The sequence below is a fragment of the Shewanella waksmanii ATCC BAA-643 genome (assembly GCF_000518805.1).
GTDB lineage: Bacteria > Pseudomonadota > Gammaproteobacteria > Enterobacterales > Shewanellaceae > Shewanella > Shewanella waksmanii.
Genome location: NZ_JAEH01000014.1, coordinates 57,508 through 69,929 on the forward strand (window position 1 = coordinate 57,508; position 12,422 = coordinate 69,929).

At 47.7% G+C, this 12,422-nt stretch carries 13 protein-coding genes; 9 read left to right on the forward strand and 4 right to left on the reverse strand.

Features of this window, described 5'->3' with window-relative positions; translation table 11 throughout:
- The first annotated feature begins 8 nt into the window (after positions 1-8).
- The 8 genes from L865_RS24975 (at position 9) to L865_RS0108655 (ending at position 5,150) form a co-directional block, all read left to right on the forward strand.
- The gene (locus L865_RS24975; protein WP_028772859.1) at positions 9-176 is read left to right on the forward strand and encodes a YqaE/Pmp3 family membrane protein; all 168 of its coding nucleotides are present in this window, start codon (positions 9-11) and stop codon (positions 174-176) included.
- A 91-nt stretch (positions 177-267) separates the two neighbouring features.
- Positions 268-432, forward strand: coding sequence for a DUF2986 domain-containing protein (locus L865_RS24980; RefSeq protein ID WP_084632502.1), 165 nt, complete (start codon positions 268-270; stop codon positions 430-432).
- A gap of 283 nt (positions 433-715) precedes the next feature.
- Positions 716-1,939, forward strand: coding sequence for a sodium/glutamate symporter (gene gltS, locus L865_RS0108630; RefSeq protein WP_028772860.1), 1,224 nt, complete (start codon positions 716-718; stop codon positions 1,937-1,939).
- Between the two features lie 168 nt (positions 1,940-2,107).
- Complete coding sequence (locus tag L865_RS0108635) at positions 2,108-2,392, forward strand: BufA1 family periplasmic bufferin-type metallophore (protein ID WP_028772861.1); 285 nt, start codon at positions 2,108-2,110, stop codon at positions 2,390-2,392.
- Entirely contained in the window at positions 2,392-3,231 is an 840-nt protein-coding gene (gene bufB, locus L865_RS0108640) for an MNIO family bufferin maturase (RefSeq protein WP_028772862.1), read from the forward strand. Before L865_RS0108635 ends, bufB begins: the two co-directional genes overlap by 1 nt.
- Entirely contained in the window at positions 3,231-4,004 is a 774-nt protein-coding gene (locus tag L865_RS24525) for an HvfC/BufC family peptide modification chaperone (protein ID WP_051484527.1), read from the forward strand. The genes bufB and L865_RS24525 overlap by 1 nt, the downstream gene beginning before the upstream one ends.
- The gene (locus L865_RS0108650) at positions 3,997-4,479 is read left to right on the forward strand and encodes an RNA polymerase sigma factor (protein ID WP_028772863.1); all 483 of its coding nucleotides are present in this window, start codon (positions 3,997-3,999) and stop codon (positions 4,477-4,479) included. Before L865_RS24525 ends, L865_RS0108650 begins: the two co-directional genes overlap by 8 nt.
- Positions 4,479-5,150 (forward strand): hypothetical protein, encoded by a 672-nt coding sequence (locus tag L865_RS0108655; RefSeq protein WP_037470841.1) that lies wholly within the window; start codon positions 4,479-4,481, stop codon positions 5,148-5,150. Before L865_RS0108650 ends, L865_RS0108655 begins: the two co-directional genes overlap by 1 nt.
- A 57-nt stretch (positions 5,151-5,207) precedes the next feature.
- Here L865_RS0108655 and moeB read toward each other — a convergent pair whose 3' ends face one another.
- The 4 genes from moeB to L865_RS23445 form a co-directional block, all read right to left on the reverse strand.
- Positions 5,208-5,969, reverse strand: a complete 762-nt coding sequence (gene moeB, locus L865_RS0108660) for a molybdopterin-synthase adenylyltransferase MoeB (RefSeq protein ID WP_028772865.1) — start codon at positions 5,967-5,969, stop codon at positions 5,208-5,210.
- A 14-nt stretch (positions 5,970-5,983) separates the two neighbouring features.
- Positions 5,984-7,228, reverse strand: a complete 1,245-nt coding sequence (moeA, locus tag L865_RS0108665; protein ID WP_028772866.1) for a molybdopterin molybdotransferase MoeA — start codon at positions 7,226-7,228, stop codon at positions 5,984-5,986.
- A 176-nt stretch (positions 7,229-7,404) separates the two neighbouring features.
- Positions 7,405-8,487 (reverse strand): efflux RND transporter periplasmic adaptor subunit, encoded by a 1,083-nt coding sequence (locus L865_RS0108670; protein ID WP_028772867.1) that lies wholly within the window; start codon positions 8,485-8,487, stop codon positions 7,405-7,407.
- The gene (locus tag L865_RS23445; RefSeq protein WP_051484528.1) at positions 8,484-11,591 is read right to left on the reverse strand and encodes an efflux RND transporter permease subunit; all 3,108 of its coding nucleotides are present in this window, start codon (positions 11,589-11,591) and stop codon (positions 8,484-8,486) included. The genes L865_RS0108670 and L865_RS23445 overlap by 4 nt, the downstream gene beginning before the upstream one ends.
- A gap of 268 nt (positions 11,592-11,859) precedes the next feature.
- Between L865_RS23445 and ftnA the strand changes: the two genes are divergently transcribed.
- The gene (ftnA, locus tag L865_RS0108680; protein WP_028772868.1) at positions 11,860-12,387 is read left to right on the forward strand and encodes a non-heme ferritin; all 528 of its coding nucleotides are present in this window, start codon (positions 11,860-11,862) and stop codon (positions 12,385-12,387) included.
- Positions 12,388-12,422 lie beyond the last annotated feature (35 nt).

The following is a 12,422-nucleotide window of genomic DNA, read 5'->3' on the forward strand; positions in this document are numbered from 1 at the left end:
TTGGTCCAATGGATACAAATAAGCTGTTATTGATTATCATCGCTATTTTGCTACCACCTGTTGCCGTATTTCTAAAAAGTGGTGTTGGCAAAGACCTGCTTATCAACATCATTTTATGTTTGTTGTTCTTTATACCAGGGCTATTACACGCACTTTGGGTTGTGACCAAATCTTAAGTGTGAGCTTAGCAAGTGAATAAACGCAGCCTGTAGGCTGCGTTTTGTTTTTTCACATCGTATAATAGCGGCGACTAACCAAGGCCGTGATATGAACCGACGTAAAAAGATTAACCAAACGCTAAAAAATAAAGCCAAAAAAGCCAATGCTAAGTTACATAGCAATGGCAAACCTGCCTATGTATCAAAAGCTGAGCGCGCTCGACTAGAGGCGTTAGAAGCTGATCAAGTTGAATCTACTATAGCGTCAAAGTAAGTACTTACTTGTTGCCCATTTTCTTTGCTGGTTAAAATCCAATCAATAAAAAGCCGCTGATTGCTCAGTTAATGTGCAAAAACTGTATTACACTTTCTTAGAAGCCAACCTATATCGTGTTTTGCTAAATTGATGATAACGTTCAGCTATTTTTTTATGGCAAAATAGCGGGCTGTATTACATTTTGATACAGACAAATCATATTGAACCTAGGGTCAAGGAATAGCATTTATCTGAGGTTGTCGATAAATCCACAGACCGACGTCATCTTAGTGGGAGATTCATGAATACTGTTTATGCTATCGGTGAGTTAGAGTCATTTCTCATCGCCATTCTTGTGTTGTTTATTGGCCATAGCGTTAACCGCCATGTGGCACTTTTTAGAAAGTACAATATCCCTGAGCCGATTGTCGGTGGCCTAATTGTGGCTGCGGTGATCACCATATTGCATTTCAACCAGATATCTTTGCAATTTACCCTGTCGATGCAAAATACCTTGATGCTGATGTTTTTCAGTACCGTTGGTTTGGCCGCGAGCTATAAACAGCTGCTTAAAGGCGGCAGTAAGGTATTTGTTTTTCTCGGTGTCGCATCATTGTATATCGTCATTCAAAATGCTGTTGGTGTATCGGTGGCTACCATGCTGGGTTTAGAGCCATTAATGGGCTTAATTGCCGGTTCGATTACCTTGTCAGGTGGCCATGGTACTGGCGCGGCATGGGCACAAACTTTTAGCGATAACTATGGTATCAATACCTTAGAGTTTGCTATGGCAGCCGCGACTTTTGGTCTGGTGATGGGCGGTATTATTGGCGGCCCAGTTGCACAGCGTTTGATCAACAAAAATGGCTTAGAGTCATCCTATGGAGTAGGTGGTAATCACCATACTGATCATCCTGATTTGGTCACGTATGATCAGTTAGAGGAAGATCGGGTCACGGCGAAGAGCATTCTCGAAGTGTTGTTTATTTTGCTGTTATGTGTGGCCAGTGCGAAATGGATTGGCAGTTTAGTACAAACATTGGACATTGGTTGGCTGAAAATGCCTGACTTCGTTTATGCCCTGTTTCTTGGCGTGGTGATCACCAATATCACTGAGCTGTCTCGTGGCTACAAAATTAAAGCGGAGAGTGTCGATGTCTTGGGTACGGTATCTCTGTCACTGTTTTTAGCCATGGCCTTGATGAACCTAAAACTGTGGGAAATTTTTGATCTGGCGATCCCGCTGCTCATCATTTTATTATTGCAGACCATTATTTTGGCCACCTTTGCCTATTTCGTGACTTTCAAGGTGATGGGCAGCAACTATGATGCTGCGGTTATTGCTGGCGGTCACTGTGGTTTTGGTATGGGAGCAACGCCTACAGCTGTAATGAACATGGGGGCGTTAGTTTCGCGTACTGGTCCTTCGCCACAGGCGTTTATGGTGGTGCCGATTGTCGGGGCCTTCTTCATCGATATTGTCAATGCCATTATCTTGCAAGGTTACTTAAGCTTTATTGGTTAAGCCACTATCATGCATACAAAAAAACGCACCTTAGGGTGCGTTTTTTTGTATGCGAGTGTTCATTTCCTCATCCAGCGCAGCTTTTTATTTGCAGCGTGATGCAATCAAGTTGGCCACTTATTCGTTATAGCAACTGAACCCTAGTTAAACGCGATAAGGAATATAGCTATGAACTCATCAAACAAAGCCCTAAGCATCACCGTAGCCGGCATGTTGGCCGCAGGTCTCGTTGCCAATGCCAATGCGGTGCCAGAGCAACCTAAGCAGTGGGAAAAATGTGCCGGTATAGCCAAAGCAGGAGGCAATGACTGCGGTGCACTCGATGGCAGCCATGGCTGCGCCGGCCAAGCCAAAAGTGACAACCTGCCGACGGAGTGGGTGTATGTGCCTGCTGGTACCTGTGACAAAATCGCTGGTGGTGAAGTGAAAGCGGTTAAACCTGCAAAAAGCTAATGGCCGCAGCCAAAATTAGTGGCGCCGGCATTGGCTTGCGCCTGCCCCATGCCCATGAGGTGTTAGCTCAGCCAGACTGTGTTGCGCCTTGGTTTGAGTTATTGGTCGATAACTGGTTGGTTGAGGGCGGACTCAATCTCCGTATGCTTGATGCTATTGCCGAGCGTTATCCGCTGGTACTGCATGGAGTCGGGTTATCGCTAGGTGGCGCTAAACCCATCGATTTCGATTATCTACGAGCCATAAAAAGCCTGAAGCAGCGTAGTGGCGCTGTGTGGTATTCAGAGCATGCTTGCTTTTGCAGTGATGGCAGCGTGCAGGTACCCGATCTGTTACCTATGCCATACACCCAAGAAGCGGTGAGCTATATGGCGGCGCGGATCAAGCAAGTGCAAGATGTGCTTGGTGAAAGAATTTTGCTCGAAAACGTGTCTACTTATTTAGCTTATCCTGATAATGAGATGAGTGAGGGCCAATTCTTATCCGCCCTGGCAGGTGAAGCCGATTGTGAGCTGCTGTTAGATATCAACAATGCTTACGTTACTTGCCAAAATTTAGATCAATCCTTGCCACAGCTATTAAGCGATATTGATCCCGATAGGGTAAAACAGATCCACCTTGCGGGCTTTGAAGATAAAGGTGATTACTTGCTTGATGCCCACAATCACCCGGTTGCTGAGCCAGTATGGCAAGCATTCTCAGCCTACATTCATCAACATGGAGTGGTACCCAGTATGATTGAGTGGGACAGTGATTTACCGAGTTTGTCGCGCTTATTGCAGGAGCGGCAACAGGCAGAAGATTTGATGCAGACCATCCAGCACAGAGTTGCCAGCTAATGAATTTGGCACAATGGCGCCAGCGGTTTGTGGCCGGGATCATCTCGGCTGACAGTGCGGCTGATTTTTGCAACCACTTAGCCTCCACACCACCGTCGCGCTTTGCGGTGTACCGTAACAACTACCAACAAGCGCTAGTTAGTGTATTAGCGAACTGCTACCTATGTTGTCGTACCATTGTGGGTGAGCACTGCTTTGCGCAACTGGCGCGCGATTACGTTGAGCACCATCCGCCGTTGGGCAGCAATCTGAATCAATATGGTGCTCAGTTTAGCGAATTCTTGCGGCCGCTGATGCGCCAACATCATAGCTTGAGTCAACTGGCCTATTTGAGTGAGCTGGCTAAGCTAGAGTGGCTGGTACAGCAAAGCTACTATGCCAAAGACAGTATCCCGTGCCAGTTATGGCCTGCATTGGCGCCGTTGCCCGTTGATACTCAACAGAGTGTGAACTTAGTGCTGCGGGCTGATATATCACTGCTGAGCAGTCGCTTTCCATTACATACATTATGGTCTCGGCATCAAAGTACCGTACCGACAGGTAGCGTGATAGCGAATCCGTCTAGTGAGTACTATCTTATGGTGCATCGAGTCAGTGACAGGGTAAAGGTGACTGCAATAGCACCGCCTGCCTATCAACTCTTGTTAGCGGTTAGGGCAAAACAATCTTTGGCACAAATTAGTGCTAATGCTGAGTGGGCAGCTCAGCTCTTTAGCGCCATTGAGCAAGGCTGGCTGGTAGGGTTTCACCTACCTAAGGACAGCCATGTTTGATGCCAGTTTGCTCAATAGCCTTTATCGATATTGCTTCTGTCTCACGTTAGATAAAAGCCGCGCCGAAGATCTGCTGCAAACAGTGTTGGAAAAGTGGCTAAGGCTAGCTGATAGTGGCAATTATCAGCCGAGTTACGTGCGCAAGATGATCCGTAATCAATATATCGATGACTGCCGTCACCAACAATGTGTGGCATTTGACAGCATTGAGCAACACGCGCCGGTATTACTCGATGAACATAATTTGGAGCAATTGACCATAGCGCAGGACTTAATTGAGAAAGTCATCGTGCAGTTGTCGATATCTGAACGGGAAGTCCTCTATCTTTGGGCTGTTGTGGGGTTTACGGCTAATGAAATAGCCACAGAGCTTGCGCAACCACGCGGCACCATATTGTCACGTTTGCATCGAATCAAATCGAAAGTTGCACAATGGTCGGATGAACCTGACCATATTGGGCGGGGAGTAAGCTAATGAATCACCCACCAGAGTCAAAATCGGTGCCGTTAAAGCAGGCGACAAAACACTACTTTGCTGAGCAATCATTGAATTCAGCGCAGTTCGATAATCTGCAACAGCTGTTAGGCGAGCACGCTCAAGTGGCGCCAGCGGGTGCTGCGCGATCGCCATCAATAATGGCGCGTGTGCGAGCACAGACACGCCAAGCGCTATTTGCGGTTGCCGCCAGTCTGTTATTGTTGGTGTTGTTTAATGTCAATAACAGTGATTCGCCAACTCATGTTTGGGATATTGCCAATGAGGTGGCGGTTAATCATATTAAAATGAAACCACTGGAGGTAAAGAGTCGCACTTTGGTGCCTCTACGTGACTACTTTACTCAGTTAGATTTTTCCGTGATAGCCAGTCAGCGGCTAGCGTCTATGCCAGTGGCACTGCTGGGTGGCCGTTACTGCTCGATTCAAGGTGTCAGCGCAGCGCGGTTACGTTACCAACAAGCCGATGGGCCGTTAGTGACGTTATATGAAGTGCCGTTTGATCCCATACTGCATAAAGGAATACCGCAACTGGCTCAAGGGCAAGAACCACTGGATATCACCGTAAGAGGAATTGCGGTGTCGTTATGGGTTGAACACGGGCTATTGATGGCGCAAGTCAGTGAGATAACGGCTACTGGCAAGTCTTAGTGGCACGCCAATACCCTTAATAATATGCACCGCTGGGTCAGCGGTGCATGGTTGGCTTTAGCTACATACTGGGCAGCTAGGCTGTTTCGGCAGTTTCATTTCTCGAAACTCCATGGTCATGGCATCAATCATTAAGATTCGCCCTGCCAATGGTTTGCCTATTTTGGCAATTACTTTGATAGCTTCTGTGGCTTGCAAGCAACCGATCATTCCCACCACAGGTGCCAAAATGCCCGATTCTACACAGGTTAATTGCTGCTCACCAAATAACTGGCTAAAACATTGATAGCAAGGGGTGTCACTGTGATAATCAAACACAGTGACGGTTCCTTCCATACGGATTGCCGCTGCGGAAACTAACGGGATTTTATGCCTAAAGCAGCTACGGTTAAGCTGCTCTCTCACCATGACATTGTCGGTACAATCCAGTACTAAACTGTGCTGTGCCACTAGCGCATCAATTTCATCATCGTCGAGTACCTTATTAATGGTATCAACTTGAATATGCGGATTGAGCTGGCACAGGGTTTGTTTGGCTGAGTCCACTTTAGCTTGGCCAATATTGTTGTCTTGATGCAGCACTTGGCGCTGCAAGTTAGATAACTCAACAGTATCAAAATCGACCAGCGTCATTTGCCCTATACCGGCAACCGCTAAATATTGGGTTGCGGCACAACCGAGCCCGCCTGCACCAATGACTAAAACTTTTGCCAGCTTTAATCGTTCTTGACCATCGAAATCCATCGCTTTAATAGAGATATGGCGGCTATAACGCAGCGTCTCTTCATCGGATAAGATCTCTTCGTTGTCGACGTTCATAGTGATCCTTTGCCTTAACTCAATACGGTGTTGAAAGGCTCAACAGTGACCAAGGTGCCTGCTGGGGTGTCACCTTGCTCTTGGGCGAGAATAACAAAGCAGTTGGCTAAACTCATTGATGTCAGCATGCCAGAGCCTTGGCCACCAGTGATCGTCACTTCCGCTTCGCCTTGCTCGTTCTGGCCTAGAATACCGCGCTGATACTCAACTCGACCCGGGAATTTGCGCAGGTCGCCGCTCAGCTTAGCTTTGAGCTGCACAGGCTTTGAGGGCGTGAGACCTTGCATCTTATTGAGCAGCGGCCAAACCAGCTTATAAAAGGTCACCATAGACGACACCGGATTGCCCGGTAAACCACAAAATACCGCTTTGCCTAACTTGCCAAAGGCAAACGGCTTACCGGGTTTAATGGCCAGTTTCCAGAAAGTGATTTCACCCTCTTCATCGAGAATTTGCTTAGTGTAGTCAGCATCGCCAACCGAGACGCCACCTGATGTGATCACCATATCGGCCTGCGCCGCGGCGCTGCGAAATGCTTGGCGAATCGCTTCGCGGTCATCTTCAATCACGCCGAGGTCAATCCACTCAACATTAGCACGGCTAAGTAGCCCTTGAATGCTGTAGCGGTTTGAGTCGTAAATTTGTCCCGGTGCCAGCTCAGTTCCTACAGGGCGCAGTTCGTCACCGGTTGAGAAAAATGCCACTTTCACCTGACGGGTTACCCGTACTTGGCTTGCACCAATGGTGGCTAATACGCCCATTTCGGCGGCGCCAACTTGAGTGCCTGCTTTTAGCACTTTACCACCGGTTTTGACCTCTTCGCCGCGGCAACGCACGTTAGCACCGAGGGCTTTGGGGGCTTCAATACGAATAGTAGTGCCTTCAGCGGTGACTTTCTCTTGCATTTGCACTGTGTCATAGCCGTCTGGTACCGGTGCGCCCGTCATAATTCGGATACAGGTATTGGGCTGAGGTTTACCGGTAAACGGATGACCGGCAAATGATTCGCCAATTAAGCTTAAGGTGCTGCTGGTGGCCAGATCTTTAAAGCGAAAGGCGTAGCCATCCATCGCTGAGTTGTTAAACGGTGGCAAGTCGATGCTTGAAGCGAGATCTTCTGCAAGAACCCGGCCTAATGCCTGGGGTAATTGCACCATTTCTGAATCCGTTAGGGTATCAACTTGGGCCAACAATTTAACGATAGCCTCGTCGGGATGCATAAGACTGGGTGTTGAACAAGGATCAGCATGTTTTGACATCGATTTACCTTAAGCGACTGTGAGTTAATGACGAGATTAGTCATATCGAATATAGTCGCTCATTATGCCACGGTGACGGCAGAAGACTATGATCTTTGCTACAGTTTTTGCCTTGGTATTTTTGTGGCAAAAAAAAGCGCCCAAGTTGGACGCCGGAGAGAACTTTTTACTGCCCGTTACCCTGCGCCTAATTGCTCAGTTTGTGGCAAAGATTGGCGCTGTACTTGTTGGCCATCTTGCAGTGTTTCTGCGCCGCGGATCACCACAAAATCTTGTGGTTGTAGCTGACCATTCACCGCTATCCAGTCACCGTCACCATCACCCAGTTCAACGGCGATTTTAACCGCTTTTTCCTCGGCATCAATTTTAAATACATAGGCTCCCGTTGAACGTAAAATGATGGCATCACGTGGTACTAAGGTGGTCATCTTTTTCGGAGCAATGGGCAGCGCCAATGACACTAGCTCGCCAACATTAAATGACTCCTGCATATCGTAGGGTAGGTCAATGCGCGCTTCAAAAGTCTGTGAGCGGATATCTGACACCGGAATTAAGGCGCGAATACTGGCATCGAAATCGCCTTGGGTGTGATAAATATGCAGATTATCCCCCACTTTGACTCGGCGGCTATGTTTCAGTGGGGCATGCAAGCGAATTTCTAGGTTATCAGGGTCTGTCATGCTGATAATTGACATTGCCCGGCTGACATCTTCCCCAGCTTGGTGAATACGCTCGGTGATGATACCGGCAAACGGTGCTTTGACTTCGGTTCTGCGCAGGTCATCTGCAATCATGCGTAATTTGATTTGCGCCAGTTTTAAGTTAGCTGCGGCTAAGTCTCGATCTGATTGCGCCTTATCTAGCTCTGTCTCAGAGGCATTTTTATTGATGATGAGCTTTTTTAAGCGCGCTAAATCACGATCTAAACGGGCTAGGCCGACTTGTTCGTACTCAATTTGTGCCTGTTGTTGATCGCGCTGCAGTAACAATCGGGTTTGTTCTAGCTTGGCAATGGTGTCACCCGCGGCCACTCGGGTACCTGCTTCTTGAATCCACTCAAGCTTGCCGTCAATACCAGCGGTTAACTCGGCATTATTGCGCGAGTGAACCGAACCAATCACCATGATTTTAGGTGACAAAGGCCGATTCTCTACCTGCACCACTGACACCAGTCTTGGCGGTGTTTCAGGGGCATCGGCAGCTACACTGTAAGGGCTTAGCAATAGCAACAAGGCTAAGACTAATGTTAGCGGATTCATGATTTGGCTCCTGATTGAGGTAAAGCAATATCGGTGGCTGATGTCGGTAAAGGGCGCTTTTCTCGATGGGTTAAGCGCAATAAGCTGGGCATCAATATTAATGTAAACAGTGCACTGAAGGTCATACCGCCAACAATCACTGCGGCTAAGCCTCGGTAGATTTCACTACCAACCCCTGGCACCAGCATGAGCGGCAGCATGCCGAAAATCGATGTCAATGTACTCATGTATACCGGCCGCGCTCGTGTTGCTACTGCTTGATAAATCGCGGCGTCGATGGGTAAGCCGCTTTGATGACCTTGACGGGTTTGGTCAACCAGCAAAATGGCATTATTGACCACTAGACCTAGCAAAATAATAAAGCCAATCATGGTCAACAGATCCAGACTCTGAAAGCTAAATAGATTGAGGATGTGCAGGCTGACCACCCCACCACAAATTGCCATCGGCATTGACAGCAAGACTAACAAACTGTCTTTGGCAGATTTAAACATGGCAGACATTAACAGGAATAAAATGACCACTGCTAAAGCAAAGTTGGCGCCCATATCTTTGATGGTTTGATCGAGCTTATCGGCGCTACCTCTAAACATCAGTGAGCTGTCGCTAGGTAGGGTCTTTTTCAACGCGGGTATAGCATCGGCATTTAGGATCTCCAGCGCCTCGTCTAAAGACATATCAGCTGGAGGGAAAATAAGTAAACTCACGCTACGTTTGCCATTAACACGTTGCAGTTGCGTGGGGCCGACGGTGCGCTTTAATGTGGCGAGCTCGCCAATGGTTTGAATGCCAGCAGCCTGAGTATAAACCGGCGTGGCGGCGAGTTGCTCTGGCACCTGCCATTTAGGCCCCTTGAGCAATACATCCATACGCTCATTGCCATCAAAATACTCGCCAACAAATAAGCCGGAAGTGTAGGCGCGCACTGCATTGGCGATTTGGGTGCGATCAACGCCAGCTTGGGCTAAGCGACGCTCGATAGGTAGCAGTTGTAATTCAGGTTGTGCCATAGATAACCCTGGAATAGGGCGCACCACAGCACCGGGCAATGCTTCTTGAATCAGCCCCATACCTGCAGATGCCGAGGCCATTAGCGCTTCCATGTCGGCGCCCTGTAGATCGATATTGATTGCTCGGCCACCATTAAAACCAAATTGCAGCAGCGAACCGCGGTTGGTAAAAGCTTGAGTGTCGGGCAGGCCAATTAGGATCTCTTGGTTTAACAAGTCAATCATTTCATCGGCTTGCTGTGGGTCTTCTGGGTAGATAAATAGCACGTTAAAAGCCGAGTACATCGAGAAGTTGTAGCCGCGGATATAGGGCTGTTTCTCTTTGTCATAGTAGGGTCTAAGCCGTGCAATGATGGTGTCGCCTACCTCTTTTTCTAAGGTTTTAACGTTAGCCCCTGGCGGCAAGGAGAAAAAAGCAAATATGCCATCAGAACGGGCTTGCGGTAAAAAATCTGGCCGCGGCATTAATGCAGCTGTTAGTACTAAGCTTCCCAGTATTAAAACAGCGCACCATAAGCTCGCACGCTTCTTATCCCCGGTAAGTAGCCGAATCACCTGAGTGAGTCTTTGCCATAGACTATCTTGTTGAGACTGCTGATTGGCTGGCGTGAGTTTTAGCCACAGCAGGCTAAATACTGGAATCAATGTAATGGCACTGAGTAGTGATGACACCACGGCAACTGACAAAGTAAGGGCAAGATCAGAAAACAGCTGACCTTCTACACCTGGCATAAATAAAATGGGCAAGAAAATGGCCACCGTGGTGGCGGTAGAAGCCATTAACGCACCTTTGACCTGAGCTGTGCCCTCGGCGATAGCGCGCTTGAGATCTTGGCCTTGCTGTAACAATCGGACAATGTTCTCTTGCACGATAATGGCCGCATCTAGGACTAGGCCTACGGCAAAGGCTAAGCCAGCTAAAGAGATCACATTCAGTGTTCGGCCCATGGCTTCAAGTGCGAAAAAGGCAATGAGTAGAGCAACGGGAATGGTTGAGGCAATCATTAAAGTGGCGCGAAAACTACGTAAAAAGCTAAACAGAATCACGAGTGCCAACAAGACGCCGATGGCCAAGTTGCCTTTAACCAACAAGATGGCGCGCTTAATGTGCACCGACGCATCAAAGGATAAATCAATGACTAAGCCTGCTTCTTGTAACACCCCAGCATTGAGCTCTTTAATTGCTTGATTGACGCCATCGAGTACTTCTACGGTGTTGGCATCGAAGGTGCCCTCTAATGTCATGTAGTAGGCAGGATAACCATTGCGTTTGGTAAAGCCTTGTACTTCGGCTGTTGAGATTGATACCTCGGCCAGCTCATTGAGATAAATGGGGCGGCCTTCGTTATAGGCGACAATCAGGTTGCCTAAATTGTCAGGCGTATACTGGCCAATAAAACGCACTGTGTATTGGCGGCGACCCACATTGGCTGTGCCGCCAGAGATATCTGCTGCGCGAGACAAGGTGCTGCGCAGTTGGTCTAAGGTGATGCCTAAGGCGGCGGCTCGGTAGGGGTCAAATTCGATGTGTAACTCTTTTGGCAGGCGGCTTTGTAGCTGCACCGCGCCGACGCCGGTAATTCTGCGCAGTCTAGGCTCTACCTGATCATCAATTAGTTTTTGATACTGGCCAAAATCGGTATTGGGATTACCCGGTGCCATCCGGATTAAAAGTGAGGCTAAATTGGGAGAGCCGCTGCCGCCCCCGACGTTGATAAACGGCTCGTTGGCATCGAGCGGGCGTGGCGGAGTTTGATTTAAGGCATTGATCACATTAATCATTGCCTCTTGCATATTACTGCCCACCTCAAAGGTGAGGGTCACACCACCAAAACCTTGGGAGATGTTGGATGTCATCTCCACTACGCCTGGCACTTGGCGTAGCACGTTTTCTTGCGGCTCAATGATATTAGATTCCATCTCCTGTGGCGCTGCGGAGCGCCAGTTATTAAATACTGAGACTTGCGGTCGTTCAATATCGGGCAGTAATTGGATAGGCAATTGGGTAATAGCAAGCACACCAAAAATGGCGATCAGCAGTAAAGTGACTAAAGTGCCTGCTGGATTACTGGTGCTTATCTTAGTGAGGTTCATGGGTATCCTTTACCACGGGGATGTTTGCTATGACCGATTGATGTCCTATATAGACTAGAAGGTAAATGTTAATAGGTCTGTACGAAAAAGTTAGTAAATGTTGCGGTGGTACGTGTTAGTGAGTAACCCATTGGGAATGATAATAATTTGTATTTTATAAACAAGGATTTAGATTGCGGCAATAGAGTAAATAAGTTTGCAATTCATCAAGGGCTAAAACACAATATGCGTCAACAAAAATATAAATCGTGATTGATGAGGACGGAATATGCTGACGCAAACAATGATTGATCAGTTAAATGAACAGATTAATGTCGAGTTTTTCTCTTCTAACTTGTATTTACAGATGAGTGCATGGTGTGAAGATAAGGGCTTTGAAGGCGCAGCAAAATTTATGCGTGCCCATGCTGATGAAGAGATGCAACATATGCATCGCTTGTTTACTTATGTCAGCGAAACTGGCGGTATGCCGTTACTCGGTGCGATTGAAGCACCACAGGCAGAGTTCAATTCGCTACTAGCGCTATTTGAATACACCTACGAACATGAGCAGATGATCACTGCTAAAATCAACGCGTTGGCTCATGTGGCATTTACCAACCAAGACTATTCAACGTTTAATTTCTTGCAGTGGTATGTGTCTGAGCAACACGAAGAAGAAAAACTGTTTAAATCTATTGTTGATAAGATTCGCCTAGTGGGCGAAGACGGCAAGGCGTTGTTCTTTGTTGATAAAGATTTGGCGCAAATGGCGGTAGAAGAATCGGCCAGCGTTATGACATCAACTGAAGCTTAACTGCGAGTAAGCTGGTTTAGGCAAGCACGATTGCT

What these genes read in the sequence shown, in the direction of transcription:
- L865_RS24975 (WP_028772859.1), top strand. Translation starts at nt 9, where the DNA reads ATGGATACAAATAAGCTGTTATTGATTATCATCGCTATTTTGCTACCA.
- L865_RS24980 (WP_084632502.1), top strand. Translation starts at nt 268, where the DNA reads ATGAACCGACGTAAAAAGATTAACCAAACGCTAAAAAATAAAGCCAAA.
- gltS (WP_028772860.1), top strand. Translation starts at nt 716, where the DNA reads ATGAATACTGTTTATGCTATCGGTGAGTTAGAGTCATTTCTCATCGCC.
- L865_RS0108635 (WP_028772861.1), top strand. Translation starts at nt 2,108, where the DNA reads ATGAACTCATCAAACAAAGCCCTAAGCATCACCGTAGCCGGCATGTTG.
- bufB (WP_028772862.1), top strand. Translation starts at nt 2,392, where the DNA reads ATGGCCGCAGCCAAAATTAGTGGCGCCGGCATTGGCTTGCGCCTGCCC.
- L865_RS24525 (WP_051484527.1), top strand. Translation starts at nt 3,231, where the DNA reads ATGAATTTGGCACAATGGCGCCAGCGGTTTGTGGCCGGGATCATCTCG.
- L865_RS0108650 (WP_028772863.1), top strand. Translation starts at nt 3,997, where the DNA reads ATGTTTGATGCCAGTTTGCTCAATAGCCTTTATCGATATTGCTTCTGT.
- L865_RS0108655 (WP_037470841.1), top strand. Translation starts at nt 4,479, where the DNA reads ATGAATCACCCACCAGAGTCAAAATCGGTGCCGTTAAAGCAGGCGACA.
- moeB (WP_028772865.1), bottom strand. Translation starts at nt 5,969, where the DNA reads ATGAACGTCGACAACGAAGAGATCTTATCCGATGAAGAGACGCTGCGT.
- moeA (WP_028772866.1), bottom strand. Translation starts at nt 7,228, where the DNA reads ATGTCAAAACATGCTGATCCTTGTTCAACACCCAGTCTTATGCATCCC.
- L865_RS0108670 (WP_028772867.1), bottom strand. Translation starts at nt 8,487, where the DNA reads ATGAATCCGCTAACATTAGTCTTAGCCTTGTTGCTATTGCTAAGCCCT.
- L865_RS23445 (WP_051484528.1), bottom strand. Translation starts at nt 11,591, where the DNA reads ATGAACCTCACTAAGATAAGCACCAGTAATCCAGCAGGCACTTTAGTC.
- ftnA (WP_028772868.1), top strand. Translation starts at nt 11,860, where the DNA reads ATGCTGACGCAAACAATGATTGATCAGTTAAATGAACAGATTAATGTC.